Source organism: Commensalibacter papalotli (ex Servin-Garciduenas et al. 2014), assembly GCF_000527695.1.
Taxonomy (GTDB): Bacteria; Pseudomonadota; Alphaproteobacteria; order Acetobacterales; family Acetobacteraceae; genus Commensalibacter; species Commensalibacter papalotli.
On sequence record NZ_ATSX01000001.1, the window covers coordinates 1,511,341 to 1,531,911 of the forward strand.

Below are 20,571 nucleotides of genomic sequence, written 5' to 3' on the forward strand. Positions count from 1 at the left end.
CAAACATGAAACCCAGTTCCCCATAATCAAGCCATTTATCCTATTGAATTATTTAACATTATTAGTAACCAATGTTGTTTTTAATCTAACGATTGATAGCTTCATCTGTTAATTATAATTGGTGCCTTAACTGAGCATAATGACAAATATCTGGTGCATTTTAAGGAAATACTTCAAAGGGTATTAACAACTTGGCTCTTATATTCTTGAATACTTTTGCTATTTATAGAATTTTTAAGATTTTCAATCATATTTTCGCATGGCTAATTTTTGCGTTTTAATATTAAATTATAATCAATATTTATTATGATTTTTATAAGTTGCGGAGTTTGTCATTATAAATTATCAAATTACTTCTTCAGTTGAAAACAAGATATAGCAGTGAATGAAATCTTATTATAAATATATTGTTTCGAATGATAGTCATAATATTCATGCACACTATATAATGCATATTCCAAAAATGGATATAAAATTATATATTAACAGGTGTTTGCAAAAATTATAATTAACTTAGATTTCACATTATTAAATTAATGTCATAAAAGAATATATAATACTGAAAATATTAATGATAGAATTAAAGAAATCCACTAACATGTTATTTAATTATGTAGTGAGTTTTAATGTTTGGGGTAATAAAATAATAAAGCATTATATCGTTACTCAAATAAATACTTGAATATATTTTTATAAATATAAAATGAAATCTTAATATTAAATATGACAAAAATACAATTAATTTGCATGTCTGGTGTTGTTCGAATTGCTGTTATAAAAGAGCAAAACCTGCTTGATTTTGGCGTGTGGTATCCTGGACACTCTGATGGATTTGGCGATATTTATATGGGCCGTGTTGACAGCTGTTTAACTGCTTTGGGTGGGGCTTTTATAACTTTGGGTAAAAATCTCTCTGGTTTCTTACCTGAGAATGCAGGTGCCAAAGGGCTACATGAGGGAAACTGGATTATTGTACGTGTCACTCGCAGTCATCAAGGAGGGAAAGGATTACGTCTAGATGGACGAAATATCCCACCTTTAACCTTACCAAAAGATAAAACACCAGAGTTATTACAAGCTGGTCCTTCTTTATTTGAAGAATTGGCGCAAAGATGGCATAATGCAGATATTATCAGTGATGAACTCAACATCACCAACCTAATCCCTGCATCCTATAAATCAAGAGTGCACCTTGCCAAAGAGCCTATTGATCCAGAAATCATGGAACAAATTTACGCTTTGGAGACTAATGAAGTAGCCTTGCCCATGGGGATGAGAGCCAGTATTACCCCTACCCCTGCGTTGGTTGCCATTGATATGGATACTGCAACACAAAGCAATGATAATCAAAATAAATTACGTTCACAATTTAATGCCAATCAACTAGCATTGCCTCAATTATTGCATCAACTGAAACTACGCAACTTGTCTGGTGCTATTATTGTCGATTTGGCTGGGCTTCCTATTAAAAAGCGTCGTTTATTTCAAAGAGAATTTGAGCAAGCTTTGCAAAATGATCCCTTGCATCCTAAATTCTTAGGGTTTACCAATTTAGGCTTGGCCGAGATCACACGCCCTCGTAAACGCCCACCGCTACATGAAGTATTTTCATGTGATCATGGACAAGCGATACAAATTCTGGGCAACTTGGAGAGAAAATTTAAGAGCCTTGCCTCCCCCCATCAATACCAGCAAATTACGTTGATCTTAAGTATTCCCTTATATCAAGCATTGCAAAATGACCAATGGGCCGTTAATCATTTTGAAAAACGGTGTACAATTTCTTTGTCCATCGAATCAAACCCATCTTTTACCACTTGTCAATGGGAGTATCAGTATGCCTAAAACCTTAGAAAAATGTCCAATTTGTAAAAAAAAAACAACCTTAGAATACAAACCTTTCTGTTCTAAGCGTTGTGCTGATATTGACCTAAGTCGTTGGTTTTCCGAAGATTATCGTCTGAGCTCTGAACCACGCGATGAAGATGAAGCAGAAGAATTAGCAAATTCTTTAAAAGAAACACTTGATCAGAATCATGATGTAGGGTAAATGCTTTGTATACAGTGATTCACTGAAACCGAAACAGTGAATAATTATGAATGCCCAAGTAGCTCAGTCGGTAGAGCAAGCGACTGAAAATCGCTGTGTCGGTGGTTCGATTCCGCCCTTGGGCACCATTTCTAAATTAATCCTTTTAAAAATATTAATATTGTTAAGCTGATTATCTTATGCAGTAATAATCAATTTAATTATAATTACATCCTCAATTTGTTGATCTTTGAAATATATAAAGTCTTAATAAGAACATTATATTGACACTTATTGCTTTGACAAAACAGCTTAAACTTTCTTTAAAAGAATATTGTCAATATGCAGATCTGTTAAATATACATAATTTCACAAGGTAGATTACAAACTGCTGAAAAAACAGATAGCTACGTGAATATTTTAAAAGTTAAATAACCATTTTATGTAAAATAAATATTGCATTATATCAGATATTAATGGTTATAATTAAACCAATGGTTGAAATTAAAATTTGATTTTCTTAATTATACATGTATATAAGTAAACATGATAATGTGTACATGTATATATGGATATCTTGATAATTAATGTGCATTATTCACAATAAAATATGACATAATCTTTAAATGTGATTTGAAAAACATGACTGATAAAAAGGATTTTCTATCAGCAGAGAATACCTCAAGTGTTTCATCTGTCGATAATGGCGACTATAAACTGCAACAAAAGGTTGAAGCATCTTTACAACCCAAGAGCGATTTTTTATCAGACGATTCTGAATATCATTCTGATAAAAAAAATGCCTCGTTACGCCTGATGATCCCCACTTATCTAGATAATCAGTTAACACAAATTGCCGCAAGTAAACGCGTGACAAAACGATTTTTAATTCTAAAAGCACTGGCTCAAGCAGGATATCATCTTGAAAAAGAAGACTTAGTCACTGACAAAAGGCGAGTGAGGTAAAATATTAAAAAAACCAAGATATTTCAAAATATAGTAACCATTTGTGTCTGTATAAGTCAGTAACAGCCATATAATAGTCAACAATAAATAATTATTTAAAAGCTACAAAGTATCTAAAGGATTTTATATGAAACTTCTAAAGAAAAAACATAAACCCATGCACATTAACGATATTATTATTGTTGATGATGATAAATTAAAAAAAGCCATCACAGCAGCAGCTCTTGGCAATGCTATGGAATGGTTTGATTTTGGTGTTTACGGCTTCTTGGCAATTGTGTTGGGTAAAGTGTTTTTCCCAGGAGCTGACCCTAGTATCCAAATTATTGCTTCTTTGGCAACGTTTGCGGTTCCCTTCTTGGTAAGACCTATAGGAGGGATTTTCTTTGGTATTTTAGGTGATAAATATGGCCGACAAAAGATCTTGTCAATTACCATCGTTATCATGTCGATCAGTACCTTCGCAATCGGCTTAATCCCCAGCTATCAGACTATCGGAATATTGGCACCTATTCTTCTATTGATATGTAAGTTAGCCCAAGGATTTTCAGTGGGTGGTGAGTATTCTGGTGCTGCAATATTTGTTGCTGAATATGCCCCAGATCGCAGACGTGGCTTTTTAGGAAGTTGGCTTGATTTTGGCTCTATTGCTGGATTTGTATTAGGGGCTGGTATTGTCGTAATCATCTCAAGTATTATTGGAAATGAGAATATTATTGAATGGGGTTGGAGAGTGCCTTTCTTCTTGGCCTTACCTCTTGGTTTTGTTGGTATCTATCTAAGACACCAATTAGAAGAAACCCCTGCGTTTCAAAAATATGTTGAAAACATGGAAACCGATAACAAAAAAGAATTACAACAACCTCCAAAATTGTCATTTAAAGAGGTTGCCACCAAATATTCAAAAAGCTTTTTAACTTGTATCGGTTTAGTATTGGCAATGAACATTACCTATTATGTTCTATTAACCTATATGCCAAACTATCTTTCTGGGCGATTAGGATATTCTGAAGATCATGGATTATTAATTATTATTGCCATTATGGTTGGTATGTTATTCGTACAACCTTTTATTGGACTGATGAGTGATAAAATTGGCAGAAGACCATTTATTTTCGCCGGAAGCATTGGATTACTGTTATTATCATATCCAGCTTTTCACCTCATTCAAAGCAATGTTATTGGATTAATTTTTGTTGGATTATTAATCTTAACAATATCATTAAACTGTTTTGTAGGTGTTACAGCCTCTATCCTCCCTGCTCTTTTCCCAACAAATGTACGTTACAGTGCCCTTGCAATTTCCTTTAATGTTTCGATTATCATTGCTGGGTTTACACCTGCTTTTGTTGCTTGGTTAGTGACCATTACAAACAATTCATATATGCCAGCTTTTTACCTAATGGGAGTATCACTTATTGGTATATTTACTGCATTTACGATGCCTGAAACTGCGAATAAACCATTAAGAGGCGCAACCCCCACTGCTTCAGATAAAGAAGAAGCTAAAGAAATTCTAACCGCACATTTTGATACTATTGAACAAAAAGTTGACCAACTTGACGAGACGATCGCCGAGCTTGAAAAGAAACGTCAAACCTTAATTGATCAACATCCAAAACTAGATTAAATATTTTTACTTTTGAAAATTACTAGTCAAAATAGAAAAACAAGCTAAAATAGTACACGTATTCATTTTAGCTTGTTTTATCATCATCAGTCTTTTTTATAGAATTATTCAAAAGTGATAAAAAACGTAACAATAAGCATAAAAATATTATTGGTTTTATTCAATGAACTCTGTAGCATTAATTGTTACTTACAACCGACTAACAAAATTAAAAAAATGTTTAGAAGCAACTTTGCTTTTATCATTTGATCATATTGTTGTTGTCAACAATATGTCTACTGATGAGACTATGCAGTGGCTGACTACACAAACAGATCCTCGATTACATATTTTAACAACAAAGCAAAATTCAGGGGGGGCTGGCGGATTTAAATATGGATCACAGTATATAACTAGCAACTTACAAACCGACTGGGTGTTTTTCTTTGATGATGATGCCTATCCTACTTTAAATCTATTAAATCAATTTGAAGCATTCAATAAAAAAAATTATCAATTATTTTGCAGTAAAGTTTTATTACCTTCTGGCAAACTATGCAAAATGAATATTCCTTATAAAAAAGTTCCATATAGTGTATATCAAACTTTCTTATATAATATTTTTCCTAGAAAATTCCTTCCTAATTTCAAACAACAAGAAGAGGTAGAAACTTTTTCTTTTGTAGGAGCAATCGTTCACCAAAACATACTGAGACAATACTCAGATCAAATTGATGAAAAATTATTTATTTATTTCGATGATATTCTTTTTTCTTATTATTTAACTCGATCAAATTATAAAATTCATCTTTTACCACAATTAGTTTTTATCCACGATACCAATGTTAATACCAATATTTATAAAGAAAAAAAATTATATTACCTTGTAAGAAACCTAATTTATTTAAGAAAAAAACAATATTCCCCTTTTTCTAAATTAACAATCTTTCTTAGAGTAATAAATATTTTGATATTATGTATTTTCAAAGGAAGAAAAATTCGGTCTATTATATATTTTTTAAAAGGGATTAAAGATGGCCTCTTATTTAGATAACAAAATTAAATAATTTACTTATAAAATATGAACTGATAAAAACTAAACCCATATATTTATGTAACCATCATGAACAAAGCAAAATGAAAAATATATCTCTTTATGTTTCTTATCACAATAAATGTGATTTAATTAAAACACAGTATTATAAACCTATTCAAGTAGGTACAGAATATAACTCAGTTTTATTTCCTTCAGAGTTAAATGATGCAACTGGAGAGAATATTTCTATCAAAAATAAAAGTTTTTGTGAATTAACAGCACAATATTGGGTATGGAAAAATGATTTAACCAGTGATTTTATTGGATTTTGTCATTATAGACGCCATTTTATTTTCAATCCACAAAACAAAACACAAAGCGATATATATGGTGTCATTCCATTTGAAAAAATGAATGACGATTATCTAAAAGAAATTGGTTACTCTGATATCGCACTTGAAAAATTTCTTAAAAATGTAGACGTTGTCATTCCAGAAAAATGGGACGTACGTAATTTATATGCAAAAAACAATCTTGATCAATATAAACAAGGTCAAAACCTAGATATAAATGATTACTACACGTGCCTTGCAATTCTAAACGAAAAATATCCTGAATATAATGAAACTGTTAGCAGTTATAATAGATCTGTATATGGTTACTATACGAATATGTTTATTATGAAGCGAAATATTTTTCAGCATTATAGCCAATGGTTATTCGATATTTTATTTGAGCTAGAGAAAAGAATTGATTTAAGCAAAAGAGATTTACAAGAATACAGAGTGTTTGGATATATTTCTGAATGGTTATTTGGAATATATGTTACCCATTTGATGCAAAACAAAAAGCTAAATATCGTTGAATGTCGCCGTACATTTGTCCATAATACTCATACAGGGGCATATTCTTTGTCATCACAAGAACCTAATTTAATCATAAATCATGATAAAGATTTGTTAAAAAAAATTGATAAAGAATACAAAAAAATCATCCCTATTGTAACAACTTTTAACGAGAATTATGCTTTAACAGGTACAGCTTTAATACAATCTATTATTGAAAATAGTGACCCTACTTGTTTTTATGACATTTATATACTTGAAGGTGCTTTAACAGACACAACCAAGTTTAATTTTCAATTTATGTTTAGAAATCTAAAGAATTTTAAACTGAACATTGTAAACTTAGATCGTTATTTTGACGGTAAAGAATTATACCTACATGCACATTTTTCTAAAGAAATATGCTATAGAATACTAATCCCCACCATTTTACCTCAGTATAATAAAGTGATTTATTTAGACGCTGATATGGTCGTAAATAGAGATATTCAACATCTCTTTGATATTGATATAGGGCAAAAATCTATTGCTGCTGTCAAAGATTATGTCATGAAGGGTTTTATCAAATATAAAACTATGTGCAGAGATACCTGTGGTTCTTTAACCGCAGAGGAATATTTGAAACAATATCTTGGAATGAAAAATCCTGCTGACTATGTTCAGTCAGGCACATTAATCTTGAATACCGAGAAAATTAGAAAAACTGGTATAGATCAGTTAATTTTACAAGACCTAAGTAAAACAAGTTATTGGTTTCCTGACCAAGATCTTATCAATAAACATTTAGAAGGTGATGTATATTTTCTTGATACCAACTGGAATGTTTTACATGGCAATGGAAATTTGGATACATTCTTTAAAAAATTACCTTTAGAAGTGATGGAAAATTATTTTAAGGCTCGTAAAGATCCATGGATTATCCATTTTGCTGGTGAGCAAAAACCATGGATCAATCCTTCTACTGAATTTGCTGCAATATTTTATTATTATCTGCGCAACACTCCTTGGAGAAATTACAGAGCAAATGGAACGAATTCCTCAACTATCCCACAAAACATAGAACGCGAAATAGACCAAATTTACGTCAATCAAGCGATAACGATCAGACAAATTCTTAAACCTTTTGTAAACAGATTCCTTCCTGTTGGAACTAAGCGCAGAAATGTGATGTATAAATTATATTTGATGGCAAGCAAAAGGTTATAACTAAATATGATGAGATAAGGTTTATATTTAATATAAACTTTATCTTAACTTTATATTAAAAAAGACCGTATATGAATTTTTATAAAAAAAATGAAGCTTTAATTATGGGGCTTATTTTATGTATTCTATCTCTCCATGCTGCTCTTTGTGCTGTTAAACGTAAAATAGAAATTTGATATGGGTTTTCTTAACCTTTCTTTTCTTACCCTTTTTCTTTGTTATAGAATATTTACCTGAACAATTTGAAAAACAGTCAAAATGATAGCCTGCAAAGCATGTACCAAAGAAAATTCACCAGCCACTAAACTAGACATCCTAATTCTTTGTATAAACAAACCAAAATTTCAATTTATGAATGATTTATCGGCGGGTTAATTACCTGTATCAATGATTCAAGGTTTCCCAAGTTGTGATGATTCATTTAGTAAAAAATTTAACACAAGAAACTCTGAAACAAATACATCTTCTGAAGAGCGAAAATAAACTGCCTCTGCTAAATTAGGTAATGATACAGAACATTCAATTGCATACAAACTTTTTAAATAAAAAACGATAAGATTTATTTACAAGTTCAGTTGGTAGATTAACGCTGTCTTTAATAAAATAACGACAGAATTTTAAATCATAAATAGTTTATTTTAAAATATTCTTATATTTATGATATATGAAGTATTAACTTAATAATATAAACAAGGCTTTATCTATGAGTGTCACAAGACGTGATTTTTTGAATGGTGTAGCAATTAGTATTGTTGCGGGAATGGCTCCTTCTCAGATATTAAAGGCATCCGAAAGAACTGTAACGCAAACCTTTGATTATCCCCCTATTTTAACTGGACTTCGGGGAAATCATCCCGGCTCTTTCGAAGGAGCCCATGCTTTGGCGCGTGAAGGTAAAAAGTTTGATCCCAAGAGCTTACCTATCCAAGAAAATTACGACCTTGTTATCGTTGGTGCTGGGCTTAGTGGTTTAGGGGCGGCTTATTTCTGGCAACAACTTAATGGCAAAAATAGCAAAGTTCTCTTAATTGATAATCATGATGATTTTGGCGGCCATGCCAAACGCAATGAATTCCATACTGGCGATCGCATGATCTTGGGTTATGGTGGCAGTGAATCTTTCCAATCTCCTTATCATAATTTCAGCCCCGTCGTTATGGGATTAATCAAAGATTTAAATATTAATATTGAAAAAATGGGAAAAGATTTTGATAAAACTTTTTATCCAGATCTTAATCTAAGTCGTGGTGTTTATTTCGATAAAAAGAATTTCGGTGTTGATAAAATTGTCAGTGGTGATCCTGGTCGTGCTGTTTCTGATGATATTCCACCAGATCGTTTAAATGGGCGTAATATTGTTGATTTTATCAATGATTTTCCTTTAAGTGAAGAAGACCGTAAAGCGCTTATTGCGCTGCATACGGAAAATAATGATTATATGTCAGGAATGAGTACAGACGAGAAAACTGCCTGGCTTGATAAACACAGCTATTCACAGTTTTTAAAAGACAAAGTTAAACTAAACGATAGTGCTATTCGATATTTCCAACAAAGAACAAATGATTTCCAAGCTGTTGGTATTGATGCTGTATCTTGCAGTGATGCTCGAGTTTGTGCCTTACCAGGTTTTGATGGTCTTAATTTGCCCCCACTTGATGAGGAATCTCTTGCTGATTTAGAAGACCCCTATATCTATCACTTTCCTGATGGAAATGCTGGATTAGCACGCTCTATTGTTCGCCGTTTAATTCCTAATATAGCTCCTGGCGATACAATGGAAAGTATCGTTACTGCACAATTTGATTATAGCCAACTTGATAAACCTGAAAATCCCGTAAGGCTAAGATTAAGCAGTACAGGTGTTCACGCTGCCAACGTTGATGATGGTGTAGAAGTCACTTATTTAAAAGATGGCAAGTTGCACAAAGTCAAAGGGGGTCATGTTGTTATGGCTGGATATAATATGATGATCCCTTATATTGTTCCAGAAATCCCACAAGCTCAAAAAGAAGCTTTAAAGCAAAACGTTAAGGCACCTTTAGTTTATACCAAAGTCATCGTTAATAATTGGGAACCTTTTATAAAAAAAGGTGTGCATGAGATTTATGCTGTTGCTGCCCCTTATAGCCGTGTAAAATTAGATTATCCTGTAGATATGGGTGATTATAAACATCCCCGTGACCCTAAGACACCGATTTGTTTACATATGGTTTATGTACCAACTTTCCCTGGCAGTGGCCTCAGTATTCGTGAACAATCTCGCAAAGGGCGTGCATTCTTACTTGGTACACCATTTGATACACATGAACGTATGATTCGGGATCAATTACAAGGCATGTTCGGGGACGCAGGTTTCGATCATGAAAAAGATATCCAAGCAATTACAGTTAATCGTTGGGCACATGGTTATTCCTATACATATAGCGGGTTATCCGAAGCCGATGAAGACAGCGCACAAAAAATCATAGACATTGCACGGAAACCCGTTGGGCGCATTACCATTGCAAACTCTGATTCTGATTGGGCACCCTATGCACATGCTGCCATAGATCAAGGACATCGTGCGATCACCGAAATACAAAAGATGAAAGGGTAATCATGAAACGCTTATCATTTTTATTTTTGATGGCATTACCCAGTATTGTACATGCAAATCCAACGATGTCTCAAGGGGAATATATTTTCCGTGCCAGTGATTGTGCTGCGTGTCATACGGCTCCCAATGGGAAAGAGCTTGCTGGAGGCGTTCGTTTTCCAACACCTTTGGGATATATTTATTCAACGAATATCACCCCTGATAAGAAATATGGTATTGGAGATTGGAGTTATAACGATTTTGTTCGTGCAGTGCGTAAAGGTGTATCAAAAGATGGTCGCCATCTATACCCCGCCATGCCTTTTCCTTCTTATGTCAAATTAAGCGACGAGGATATGCGCGCTTTGTATGACTATTTAATGCAAGATGTCAAACCTCAAGAAGTTGCCAATCGCCCATCAGATATTTCTTGGCCTTTGTCCATACGCTGGCCAATTGGTGCTTGGAATAGAATGTATACTGAAACCAAGCGTTTTCAACCACGCCAAGATAAGAGTGAACAATGGAACAGAGGTGCTTATCTTGTCCAAGGGCCTGGGCATTGTGGAACTTGTCACACACCTCGTGGTTTTGGAATGCAAGAAAAAAGCTTTGACGAACAAAAGGGCAGCTATCTAAGTGGTGCGCAGCTTGCTGGTTGGTACGCCCCCTCTATTCGTAACACGGGGTTTTCAAAAGAAGAAACCATTGATTTGTTAAAAAAAGGCCGCAGCAAGAACAAAGCTATTGCTGGCCCTATGGATGAAGTCGTAAGCGAAAGCACTCAATATTTATCAGACAAAGATCTTGATGCAATTGCAACCTATCTTGCCGATATGGATGATCACAAAAGCTCGGCTACTTCTGGGGCAAAAAAAACCATTAGTATTCTTCAAACTGAATATAATAATGGTGAGTTTATGTATAAACGATATTGTTCTACATGCCATGGAACAGATGGTAAAGGAAACGATCATGTCATTCCACCACTTCAAGGCAATTTAACCGTTAACAGTGAAGATCCATTAACATTAATTCGCATTGTCTTAGAAGGTGGGGAAACCCCTGTCACTCATAATAACCTTCCTTATAAAATGCCAGGTTATCAATGGGTATTAACGGATAAAGATACTGCTGATGTGCTAAATTATATTCGCACTAACTGGGGCAATCATGCCGAATTGATTACACCAGAAGAAATAAAATCTACAAAAGAAACCATTAAAAAGAACTAGTTCAATAAACAACAGTGGGAATAAACACCACTGTTGTTTATTAATTAATTACACTTATAAAATATTTTTATTTCATATTCTGAGAAAGCTCAGTTCTTTTGAGCCAATAATGTCGCAAACCTTAGCTTAATTCGATTTCCATTTTGATCGGTTTTATGTAATAGCCCTGTATCTTCGTTATATTTTTTAATCGTCCATCCATCATAATATGAAGCTAATTCTTTTGGTTTAAAAAGGAATGTAAAAAAATCCAAAGTGCAAGGATAATCATCGGTATCCATTGCAGACACAATTAAATTATAGCCTCCTATTTTAGTCGCATTTTGCATATTTTTAATTATATTTGGAATAGAAGACGGCTGTAAAAACATTAAAACAACGGTTGATAAGATAAGGTCATATTGCCCAGAAAAATCCATACCATTAAAATCAACAATTTTAGTAGTAATGGTGTTAATAGATTCATTAACACAAATCATATCAAGTTTTTGTATAGAATCAGGATTATGATCCCAAGCATCAACCGTAAAACCTTGCTGTGCCAAATAGAGACTATTTCTGCCTCCTCCACATCCTAAATCAAGTGCTTTTCCCACTTTTAACTGAGGCATTGCCTCAACAATTTCAGAATGAGGATGCATTAAATTATATTTATTTGAAAAATAGTCTTTAGATAAATCCATTTGATTTCTCCCTTTCTTAATAATGCATTTATAATATAGCTTTATAAAAAACATTATAACAATAAAAATTACTTTTATTTTTTAAAGAATAATTTGAGATTACATGCAGCAAGATACCTAATAATAAAAAGAAAAAACTTTATAGATTTTAAAACAATTTAAGATTACAAAGAGGATCTCTCTTGATTATAAGATTAAAGATATTTTGATGAAAAAAACAAACCTTTTTCTATTATGCGTTATTTTTTGGATGACCGCGGCGGCAGGTTTTTCTGGTTTTATGGGAAAATGGAGCTTTCGTGATACAGAAGATCGTTTCGGCATAGTCGAAATGCTGGATGGGACTGCGACCAAGCCTTTTGTGTATAGGCAATTAGGACCTATCATTGCGGATGGTTTTGTCCAGATTACGCCATCCAAGCTCAAGGAAACTATTGCAAAAAAAATAAAGCCTGAAAAGACGTTTTCTAAAGTATCAACACAGCTCAATATCGATCACAAGTTTAAATATAATATTATCTATTATCTTTGCTTTTTATCGCTTTTCTTCAGCCTTTTTATATTAAGAAAAATATTACTTTACTTTAATTGCAGCCCAACGGCCTCTATTTTCGCCCCTGTCCTATTGATCCTTGCCTTTCCCTATATTCAAACATATGGGGGCTATTTTTATGATAGTATTGAAATCTTTTTTATGTCTGCGGCCTTTTTATGCGCACTGAGAAAAAGGTATATTCTTCTCTTTTGTTTAATTCTTCCTGCAACGCTCAATAAAGAAGTCTTTTTTTTCTTCTTACCGACTTTGTATCCATTAATTCGTAATCATTTAGATTTTAAGAAATCGATTGTGTTAACCTCTGCAATGGTTATTACAGCAGGGATTGTCAATATTATTGTAAAAAAGCTTTATGCAGCCAATCCTGGTGGTGTAGCGATTTTTCACTTGTTCGATAATTTAAAAAATTATATCAACCCTCTTACTTATATTAAATTCGAGACAACTTATGGCATTATTGGCCCTAAAAAAATGTCAATCCTCTCTGTAATTATTATTCTTACAGTTTTTGTTAACGCATGGAAATATTGCTCCGATCTCTTGAAAAAACATATTTTTTTCGTTATTTGTATCAATTTACCGTTATTCTTACTGTTTTGTGCTACTGGAGAGTTACGTAATTTAAGTCTATTTTTCGTATCATTTACGGTAATGATGGGCTATCTCATTGATAAAAAAAACTGTAGTGCGTAATATTTTGTTTAGTGCAATATGAATATACAAACTTGCAAAGATTTCATTCGACTATTTATACGCTATTTTGCAGTAGGGTTAATTAACACCTCGGTGCATTGGGCTGTTTTTTATACATGCTTTTATGGTTTTCATAAATCTCAGACCATAGCAAACTTTATTGCTTTTTGTTGCTCTACCAGTTGTAATTTTTTCTTAAATGCAAAATGGACTTTTAATTCATCTGTAACCGTTACTAAATATATTTTGCTTTTTATCTTTCTGGGCAGTTTATCTCTCATTATGGGTTATATTGCTGATCGCCTTCACCTTCCCAGCTTAATTACTTTAATTGGTTTTTCAGGAACTTGTCTTGTCTGTGGTTTCTTATTTTCTAAATATGTTATATTCAAAGATACCAACACAACAACTGCTACTTAACAAAGTCCACTTATGAATAATGCTGCACCAAAAAAAAATAACCTTATTGGGTTAATAAAACTTATTCGGCCAAAACAATGGGTTAAAAATATTTTTCTATTTGCACCCTTGGTTTTTTCCAAAGAATTTTTGCATCTTCATTCTGTATATCATGTGATCTTTGCAGCATTTTTATTTTGTATTGCAGCCTCGGCGGTTTATATCGTTAATGATTTAAATGATATGGAACGCGACAGAGCCCATCCTGAAAAACGTAAAAAACGTCCTTTGGCGTCTGGTGAACTCACCGTTCAAAGTGCCATTATTTTACTGGGGTTTCTATACGCAGCCTTGATTGCTGCATGGTTCATCACACCACATGTTATTTACGTTATAGCTGTTTATATTATCCTTAACCTTCTCTATAGTTTTAAGCTTAAAAATGAACCTGTAATAGAGATCTTTATCGTTGCTTTTGGCTTCGTCTTACGGGTATATGCAGGTGCTGTTGCGTTAAATGTTCCTGTATCAAACTGGATGTTTGTAACTACACTTAGTCTTTCTTTGTATTTAGCATCAATTAAGCGTAGACAAGAGCTTATTCAAAATGGTTCACAAAGCAGAGGGGTTTTAAGTCATTACTCGGTAACATTGATTAATCGCTTTGCTGAAATGTCCGCAACAACGGCAATTATATTTTACAGCCTCTATGTTATGACGGTGCAGTCTAAATTAATTATAACTATTCCTTTTGTTATGTTTGGTTTATTTCGATACTGGTTTATTGTTGAAACCTTAAAAGGTGGGGAATCTCCAACTGATGTCGTCATTTATGACAAACAAATCTTGTTAACGGTTTTACTCTGGGCTGGATTTTGTATATGGGCATTAATTCCACAAGGATAGTTTGGAGAAAATAATGAGTTTTTATAGTTACTTAATTACCCCATTTTTGGCTTGGCTGTGTACTGGATCTTTGAAATTCTTAATTAACTCTATCAAAGCAAAACAACTGGCTTTTAAGCTTATTGGATATGGAGGAATGCCCAGTAATCACAGTGCTATTGTGACAAGTATGGCATCCCTTATCGCTTTTAAGCAAAGTATCAATAGCCCTGCTTTTGGTGTGGCTGTGACGCTGGCTTTTATTGTCATTATGGATGCCAATGGATTGCGCCGAACTGTAGGTAAACATGCCATCGCCATTAATCAGGTAAATCTTAATAAAACAGAAATGCCTCCGTTAAGAGAGCGTGTTGGCCATTCAAAAGGAGAAATCTTGGCAGGGATCTGTGTTGGGATCTGCGTTGGTTATATTGCTCATTTAATTTAAATTCGCAATCAATATAAATTATCAGATTTCATAATATAGATTCGTTGAGAAAAAAATATACAAAACCCCTTTACTTTTAAAATATTTACAAAGCATAATGCAGAAACGTTTTTCATAAATTATTTCTCCCCTCAAAAACAAAATTTAATTTGTTTAGAATGATTTATAAATCATTTTTTTTGTTTCAACCTTATTTTAATAACATTTTATGATGAAAATTATTTTTATATTCTGAATGTTACCGGCTGATCATAATTTGTTTATTTTGAAACACACCCATACAAATGCTAAGCTACTCCAGTTTAAATGACTATATCGTTAAAGGAATCCTAAATGAGCGTAACAAAATTAAAACATTTTATTAATGGAAAATTTGTTGAAGCTAAGTCTTCTGAGTATTTTGATCTTATCAGCCCAGTAACTGGCAAGGTGATTGCCCAGTCCCCTATTGCTACTCAAGAAGAAGTAGACGCAGCATACGCAGCTGCCAAAGAGGCATTTAAAGTGTGGGGCAGAACAACCCCGTCTGAACGTCAAAAAGCTTTGTTAAAATTGGCTGATGCAATTGAAGCAAACAGCGATGCACTCGTTGACGCACAAAGCCGTAACACAGGACAAATCAAATCCTTAATCGCATCTGAAGAAGTTGCGGTTTCTGCGGATCAAGTTCGTTTCTTTGCTGGTGCTGCACGTTGTTTAGAAGGCAAAGCAACAGGTGAGTATATGCACGGATTAACCTCCAGCATTCGCCGTGAACCTTTGGGTGTTGTTGGCCAAGTTGCGCCTTGGAACTATCCTTTAATGATGGCTATTTGGAAAATTATTCCTGCATTGGCTGCGGGTAACACGGTTGTACTAAAACCGAGTGATACAACACCAGAAAGCACTTTGTTGCTTGCTGAAATCGCAGCACCTTTCTTCCCAGAAGGCGCAATTAACGTTCTTCTTGGTAAAGCTGCAACTGGATCACAAATCGTTTCTCATAAAACAGCAGCACTCGTTTCTATTACAGGTTCTGTTCGTGCTGGGATGGCTGTTGCTGAATCCGCTGCAAAAAACCTCACCCGTGCACATTTAGAATTAGGTGGCAAAGCGCCAGTTGTTGTGTTTGCTGATGCTGATCTTGAAAAAGCTGCTGCTCATATCGCCATGACTGGGTTCTTTAACGCAGGTCAAGATTGTACTGCAGCGACCCGCGTATTGGTTGAAGAATCTGTTCATGATAAATTCCTTGCTCTTCTTGCGAAAGAAGCAAAAGCAACTAAGTTTGGTTCTCCAGATGACAGTGATGCGCTTTATGGTGCATTAAATAATGAAAATCAATTAAAACATGTTCAAGGCTTTATTGATCGTCTGCCTCCTCATGCAAAAATCCAAGCTGGTGGTAAAGCAGGCAATCGTGAAGGCTTCTATTTCGAAGCAACCGTTATCAGTCATCTGAAACAAGATGATGAAGTTGTTCAAAAAGAAATCTTTGGCCCAGTGATTACTGTTCAAAGCTTCAAGGACGAAGCAGACGGCGTATTCAAAGCAAATGACGTAGAATTTGGATTAGCATCCAGCGTTTGGACTAAAAATCATGCACGTGCAACACGTCTTTCACGTGATCTAGACTTTGGAACCGTATGGATTAACACCCATATTCCTTTAGTTGGTGAAATGCCTCATGGTGGTTTCAAACATTCTGGTTATGGTAAAGATTTATCTTCATATGGTTTAGAAGAATATACACGCGTTAAACACGTTATGGCCTCTAACGAAGACTAGGATTTTTTGAATGTCGAAAGAACAAAATAAAGCGTTAGTGCTTAAAGCACATAATATGCTCTTTTCTGATAAAGATATCAAAGCGCTAGAGCTTTATTTCTCGTCAGATTTTATCGAGCATTCCCCTTTGGTTGCTGATGGTATTCCTGGTTTGAAAGAACTCGTCGCAAGCTGTCCTGACATGGACTATAAAGTCAGCCGTGTATTGGGTGATGATAATGGTCTTGTTGCACTGCATGGGCGCTTTGTCGGGCTTGATGAAAACCCATTGGTTGGATTTGATATTTATCGTGTAGAAAATGGTAAAATCGTCGAACATTGGGATGGTCTGGTTGCTGAAGCAGAAAAAAATATCAGTGGTCGTAGCCAACTTGATGGTCCTAGCGAAGTTGATTCAAACGCAGATAGTGAAGCCAACCGTCAATTGGTTAAAAAATTCTTTACTGAAACCTTAATTGGTGGCGATTACAGCGGTTTTGAACGCTATAGTGATGGTAAAACATTCTATCAACACAGCCCTGATATTGGCGATGGTGTCCAACCTGTTATTGATTTCCTTGAACAACTGAAGGCAGATGGAACCGCGTTACATTACGATAAAATTCACCGCACTGTTGCCGATGGTCAATTTGTTCTGACCCATTCCGAAGGATCTATTGCTGGTGCACGTCATGCTTATTTTGAGCTTTGGCGCGTAGAAAATGGTAAAATCATTGAGCTATGGGATTCTATTCCAGCAGTCCCAAGCGATGAAGATGCTGTTCATAATTATGGTATTTTTTAATATAATCGACATTAAAAAAACGATTCATATAACGAGAAAAAAATGAAAAACTCTGACTTGATGAAACGCAAAGAAAAAGCAATGCCAAAAGGCTTTGCCATTGGTTTTCCATTCTTTGCAGACCGTGCAAAAAATGCTGAGATTTGGGATGTAGAAGGCAACCGCTATATCGATTTTATTGGTGGTATTGGCGTATTAAATACGGGTCATACGCATCCAAAAATTACAGCTGCTGTCAAAGCACAAATTGATAAATTCTCTCATACTGCTACTCAAGTAGTTGGATTTGAAAACATCATTACTCTAGCAGAAAAAGTCTGTGAAAAAGCCCCTATTTCTGGCGATAAAAAAGCTGTATTTTTCTCAACAGGTGCAGAAGCCGTTGAAAACGCAGTAAAAATTGCTCGTGCTGCAACAAAACGCTTTGGTGTGATTGCGTTTGATGCTGGATATCATGGTCGTACCATTTACACATTGGCAATGACGGGTAAAGTTGCCCCTTATAAGCAAGATTTCGGAGTAATGCCTGGTGGTATTTTCCGCATTCCTTTCCCTGTTAAAAGCTTTGGTGTTACAGAAGAAGCAGCATTAATTGCTTTGGAAAAACTCTTCAAAACGGATATTGCACCAACGGATGTTGCAGCAATTATTTTTGAACCAATCCAAGGTGAAGGTGGCTTCCACTTTATGCCTCCTGCTTTTGCAAAGAAACTTCGCGAAATTGCTGATAAACACGGCATTAAAATCATTTGTGACGAAGTTCAATCTGGATACGGACGTTCTGGCACATTCTTTGCCACCGAACAACTTGGTATTGAACCAGACCTTATGACAACAGCCAAAAGCCTTGCTGGTGGATATCCTTTGTCTGGTGTTATTGGTAAAGCAGATATTATGGACAGCGTTTCCCCAGGTGGATTGGGTGGAACCTATGCTGGTAGCCCGGTAGCTGTTGCTGCGGCTTTGGCAGTTCTTGAAGTTTTTGAAGAAGAAAACCTTTTGCAACGTAGTAATGATATCGGTAAGAAAGTTTCCGCATTCTTGGACGGATTGAAATCAAAAGGTGGTGTCTTTGCCCGTATTGGCGAAATTCGTCATCGTGGTGCGATGCTTGCATTTGATATTCTTGATGCTCAGGGTAAACCAGATGCAGATACAACAAAAAGCCTTGCTGGTCATGCCAGAGATAATGGTCTGATGTTGGCTACTTGTGGTCTATTTGCGAACTCTATTCGTGTATTAGTTCCTTTAACTGTAGAAGAAAATATCTTGGATGAAGCATTAGGAATCCTTGAAAAATCCTTGGCTGCTGTTTTGAAATAATCTTTCACATAAGATATTAGTTATTAAAAAAGGCATTGTATTTTACAATGCCTTTTTCTTTTAATGTAATATTTTATAAAACTAAGGAAATAGTTTGCGTGTAATTAGATAGGCGATAAGGTAAAAACATAAATAGACAAACGGTACACAAAAAATTACCCACTCTAAATGACCACCCATTAATATTCTCCTTTTGAATCATTAGGATCTGATTGCGTATCAAATAAAATTGCCCCAGCAACAGAGATCAAAACAATCATAACTGTTCCAACCATCCAGGCAAAATACCAAGGTCCTTGATCCCCTACAAACACAGCAACCAACAAAGCTACTATTAAAATCATGCCTAGCCCAGCAAAGCGTAATAAAATCTTTATCATTTTCATGATGCTCCTTTAATAGCTGTGATGATCATTAACAATATCAGAGGTTTTGACTTTACCTCTCATGATATAAAAACACCATGATGTATAACAGATAATAAGAGGCACAAAAATACATGCTAAAATTGCCATGCAAGTCAATCCATAAGCACTGCCTGTACTATTCCAAATCGTTAAGCTTTGATTAGGAATGGTTGTTGAAGGCATAAAAAATGGGAACATCGCGCAAGCAACCGTACCAATCGTACCTGCCCATGAACCCATACCCAACCACCAAGCAAGATGGGGTTTATTTCTTCTTGCCACCGTGGATCCAACCAACATACAAATCATTCCAATCAAAGGAACCAACCATAAAATAGGATGAGCTACAAAATTATGTAACCAAGCCCCCACCTCTACAGAGACTTCTTGCCCATATAAAGGATTAGGCTGCATAGCAGGATTACCGCTTTTTAAAATAAAACCACTAATTTGCGTAATCCATACACCACCAATCGCAAATAAGAACGCAGCAACAACACCAGCAATACTGGCAAAACGTCTTGCTCGTTCATAAATAGGTGCTTCTGAACGCATCATCAACATAGCACTGCCTTGATAGACGCTAAGCGATACAGACATCAATCCACATAAAATTGCAAAAGGATTAATCAAATAACTCCAAAATGATTCATCTTGGAAATACTGACCATTCCAGATGAAGTGATATCCAACTCCTTGTAAAATATTCCCAAAAGCTGCGCCATACACAAACATTGGTAAAAAGCCAGAAATTAAAAAGGCCCAATCCCAACTGGCACGCCAAACTTTCGATTCAACTTTTGATCTATACTCAAAAGCAACAGGGCGTAAAATCATACTGAACAACAGTAAAATCATCACGACATAAAATACAGAGAAAGAAGTTGCATATAAAGTTGGAAAGGCTGCAAAAATAGCCCCACCACCCAAAATAAACCACACCTGATTTCCATCCCAGTGCGGGCCAATAATATTTAATGCAGTACGACGTTCTGCATCATTCTTACCCACAAAACGCAATAATGTTCCAACCCCCATATCCATACCAACCATCAAACCTAATCCGATCAGCAAAATACATAGGAGGCCAGCCCAGATCAATTTTAAAATAACATAATATTCCAT

The 20,571-nt window shown here is 34.8% G+C and carries 18 protein-coding genes and 1 tRNA gene; 16 read left to right on the forward strand and 3 right to left on the reverse strand.

Annotation, left to right across the window (positions count from 1 at the left end; translation table 11 throughout):
* Window positions 1–723 precede the first annotated feature (723 nt).
* The 9 genes from COMX_RS06835 to COMX_RS06875 all read left to right on the forward strand — a co-directional run bounded on the left by COMX_RS06835 (window position 724) and on the right by COMX_RS06875 (window position 11,501).
* A complete protein-coding gene (locus COMX_RS06835; RefSeq protein WP_051461946.1) occupies window positions 724–1,845 on the forward strand; it encodes a ribonuclease E/G in 1,122 nt (373 codons plus the stop codon).
* Window positions 1,838–2,050, forward strand: coding sequence for a DNA gyrase inhibitor YacG (locus COMX_RS06840; RefSeq protein ID WP_034338459.1), 213 nt, complete (start codon window positions 1,838–1,840; stop codon window positions 2,048–2,050). The genes COMX_RS06835 and COMX_RS06840 overlap by 8 nt, the downstream gene beginning before the upstream one ends.
* Window positions 2,051–2,102: 52 nt before the next feature.
* Window positions 2,103–2,178: transfer RNA gene (locus COMX_RS06845), tRNA-Phe, on the forward strand.
* Window positions 2,179–2,671: 493 nt separating this feature from the next.
* The gene (locus COMX_RS06850) at window positions 2,672–2,995 is read left to right on the forward strand and encodes a hypothetical protein (protein ID WP_034338462.1); all 324 of its coding nucleotides are present in this window, start codon (window positions 2,672–2,674) and stop codon (window positions 2,993–2,995) included.
* Between the two features lie 127 nt (window positions 2,996–3,122).
* Complete coding sequence (gene proP, locus COMX_RS06855; RefSeq protein ID WP_034338465.1) at window positions 3,123–4,625, forward strand: glycine betaine/L-proline transporter ProP; 1,503 nt, start codon at window positions 3,123–3,125, stop codon at window positions 4,623–4,625.
* A 163-nt stretch (window positions 4,626–4,788) separates the two neighbouring features.
* Window positions 4,789–5,658, forward strand: coding sequence for a glycosyltransferase (locus COMX_RS06860; protein ID WP_034338468.1), 870 nt, complete (start codon window positions 4,789–4,791; stop codon window positions 5,656–5,658).
* 83 nt (window positions 5,659–5,741) lie between these two features.
* Window positions 5,742–7,691: a DUF4422 domain-containing protein gene (locus COMX_RS06865; protein ID WP_034338471.1), complete on the forward strand. Its 1,950-nt coding sequence runs from the start codon at window positions 5,742–5,744 to the stop codon at window positions 7,689–7,691.
* A gap of 703 nt (window positions 7,692–8,394) precedes the next feature.
* Window positions 8,395–10,287 carry an NAD(P)-binding protein gene (locus COMX_RS06870; protein WP_034338474.1) on the forward strand — a complete coding sequence of 631 codons (1,893 nt, stop codon included), beginning with the start codon at window positions 8,395–8,397 and terminating at the stop codon, window positions 10,285–10,287.
* Window positions 10,288–10,289: 2 nt separating this feature from the next.
* The gene (locus tag COMX_RS06875) at window positions 10,290–11,501 is read left to right on the forward strand and encodes a c-type cytochrome (RefSeq protein WP_034338477.1); all 1,212 of its coding nucleotides are present in this window, start codon (window positions 10,290–10,292) and stop codon (window positions 11,499–11,501) included.
* An 89-nt stretch (window positions 11,502–11,590) separates the two neighbouring features.
* Here COMX_RS06875 and tehB read toward each other — a convergent pair whose 3' ends face one another.
* Window positions 11,591–12,184, reverse strand: coding sequence for a tellurite resistance methyltransferase TehB (gene tehB / locus COMX_RS06880; protein ID WP_034338480.1), 594 nt, complete (start codon window positions 12,182–12,184; stop codon window positions 11,591–11,593).
* A 208-nt stretch (window positions 12,185–12,392) separates the two neighbouring features.
* Here tehB and COMX_RS06885 point away from each other — a divergent pair, with 208 nt between their 5' ends.
* The 7 genes from COMX_RS06885 to COMX_RS06915 all read left to right on the forward strand — a co-directional run bounded on the left by COMX_RS06885 (window position 12,393) and on the right by COMX_RS06915 (window position 19,039).
* The gene (locus COMX_RS06885) at window positions 12,393–13,433 is read left to right on the forward strand and encodes a hypothetical protein (protein ID WP_034338484.1); all 1,041 of its coding nucleotides are present in this window, start codon (window positions 12,393–12,395) and stop codon (window positions 13,431–13,433) included.
* 18 nt (window positions 13,434–13,451) lie between these two features.
* Entirely contained in the window at window positions 13,452–13,853 is a 402-nt protein-coding gene (locus tag COMX_RS10900; RefSeq protein ID WP_034338486.1) for a GtrA family protein, read from the forward strand.
* Between the two features lie 12 nt (window positions 13,854–13,865).
* Window positions 13,866–14,738 (forward strand): decaprenyl-phosphate phosphoribosyltransferase, encoded by an 873-nt coding sequence (locus COMX_RS06895; protein ID WP_034338488.1) that lies wholly within the window; start codon window positions 13,866–13,868, stop codon window positions 14,736–14,738.
* Window positions 14,739–14,751: 13 nt separating this feature from the next.
* Window positions 14,752–15,165 carry a divergent PAP2 family protein gene (locus tag COMX_RS06900; RefSeq protein WP_034338491.1) on the forward strand — a complete coding sequence of 138 codons (414 nt, stop codon included), beginning with the start codon at window positions 14,752–14,754 and terminating at the stop codon, window positions 15,163–15,165.
* A 333-nt stretch (window positions 15,166–15,498) separates the two neighbouring features.
* Window positions 15,499–16,932, forward strand: a complete 1,434-nt coding sequence (locus COMX_RS06905; protein WP_034338494.1) for a gamma-aminobutyraldehyde dehydrogenase — start codon at window positions 15,499–15,501, stop codon at window positions 16,930–16,932.
* Window positions 16,933–16,942: 10 nt separating this feature from the next.
* The gene (locus COMX_RS06910) at window positions 16,943–17,716 is read left to right on the forward strand and encodes a nuclear transport factor 2 family protein (protein ID WP_034338497.1); all 774 of its coding nucleotides are present in this window, start codon (window positions 16,943–16,945) and stop codon (window positions 17,714–17,716) included.
* A 42-nt stretch (window positions 17,717–17,758) separates the two neighbouring features.
* Complete coding sequence (locus COMX_RS06915; protein WP_034338500.1) at window positions 17,759–19,039, forward strand: aspartate aminotransferase family protein; 1,281 nt, start codon at window positions 17,759–17,761, stop codon at window positions 19,037–19,039.
* A gap of 179 nt (window positions 19,040–19,218) precedes the next feature.
* Here the strand turns inward: COMX_RS06915 and COMX_RS06920 are convergent, their stop codons facing one another.
* On the reverse strand, window positions 19,219–19,419 hold the full coding sequence (locus COMX_RS06920; RefSeq protein ID WP_034339220.1) for a hypothetical protein: 201 nt from the start codon (window positions 19,417–19,419) through the stop codon (window positions 19,219–19,221).
* 15 nt (window positions 19,420–19,434) lie between these two features.
* Entirely contained in the window at window positions 19,435–20,571 is a 1,137-nt protein-coding gene (cydB, locus tag COMX_RS06925) for a cytochrome d ubiquinol oxidase subunit II (protein WP_034338503.1), read from the reverse strand.

Excerpts from the sequence above, each read along its gene's own strand:
- COMX_RS06900 (WP_034338491.1), top strand. The coding sequence starts at position 14,752 with ATGAGTTTTTATAGTTACTTAATTACCCCATTTTTGGCTTGGCTGTGT.
- cydB (WP_034338503.1), bottom strand. The coding sequence starts at position 20,571 with ATGGAATATTATGTTATTTTAAAATTGATCTGGGCTGGCCTCCTATGT.
- COMX_RS06920 (WP_034339220.1), bottom strand. The coding sequence starts at position 19,419 with ATGATAAAGATTTTATTACGCTTTGCTGGGCTAGGCATGATTTTAATA.
- COMX_RS06905 (WP_034338494.1), top strand. The coding sequence starts at position 15,499 with ATGAGCGTAACAAAATTAAAACATTTTATTAATGGAAAATTTGTTGAA.
- COMX_RS06910 (WP_034338497.1), top strand. The coding sequence starts at position 16,943 with ATGTCGAAAGAACAAAATAAAGCGTTAGTGCTTAAAGCACATAATATG.
- COMX_RS06875 (WP_034338477.1), top strand. The coding sequence starts at position 10,290 with ATGAAACGCTTATCATTTTTATTTTTGATGGCATTACCCAGTATTGTA.
- COMX_RS10900 (WP_034338486.1), top strand. The coding sequence starts at position 13,452 with ATGAATATACAAACTTGCAAAGATTTCATTCGACTATTTATACGCTAT.
- COMX_RS06895 (WP_034338488.1), top strand. The coding sequence starts at position 13,866 with ATGAATAATGCTGCACCAAAAAAAAATAACCTTATTGGGTTAATAAAA.
- proP (WP_034338465.1), top strand. The coding sequence starts at position 3,123 with ATGAAACTTCTAAAGAAAAAACATAAACCCATGCACATTAACGATATT.
- COMX_RS06840 (WP_034338459.1), top strand. The coding sequence starts at position 1,838 with ATGCCTAAAACCTTAGAAAAATGTCCAATTTGTAAAAAAAAAACAACC.
- COMX_RS06835 (WP_051461946.1), top strand. The coding sequence starts at position 724 with ATGACAAAAATACAATTAATTTGCATGTCTGGTGTTGTTCGAATTGCT.
- COMX_RS06860 (WP_034338468.1), top strand. The coding sequence starts at position 4,789 with ATGAACTCTGTAGCATTAATTGTTACTTACAACCGACTAACAAAATTA.
- COMX_RS06885 (WP_034338484.1), top strand. The coding sequence starts at position 12,393 with ATGAAAAAAACAAACCTTTTTCTATTATGCGTTATTTTTTGGATGACC.
- COMX_RS06850 (WP_034338462.1), top strand. The coding sequence starts at position 2,672 with ATGACTGATAAAAAGGATTTTCTATCAGCAGAGAATACCTCAAGTGTT.
- COMX_RS06915 (WP_034338500.1), top strand. The coding sequence starts at position 17,759 with ATGAAAAACTCTGACTTGATGAAACGCAAAGAAAAAGCAATGCCAAAA.
- COMX_RS06870 (WP_034338474.1), top strand. The coding sequence starts at position 8,395 with ATGAGTGTCACAAGACGTGATTTTTTGAATGGTGTAGCAATTAGTATT.
- tehB (WP_034338480.1), bottom strand. The coding sequence starts at position 12,184 with ATGGATTTATCTAAAGACTATTTTTCAAATAAATATAATTTAATGCAT.
- COMX_RS06865 (WP_034338471.1), top strand. The coding sequence starts at position 5,742 with ATGAAAAATATATCTCTTTATGTTTCTTATCACAATAAATGTGATTTA.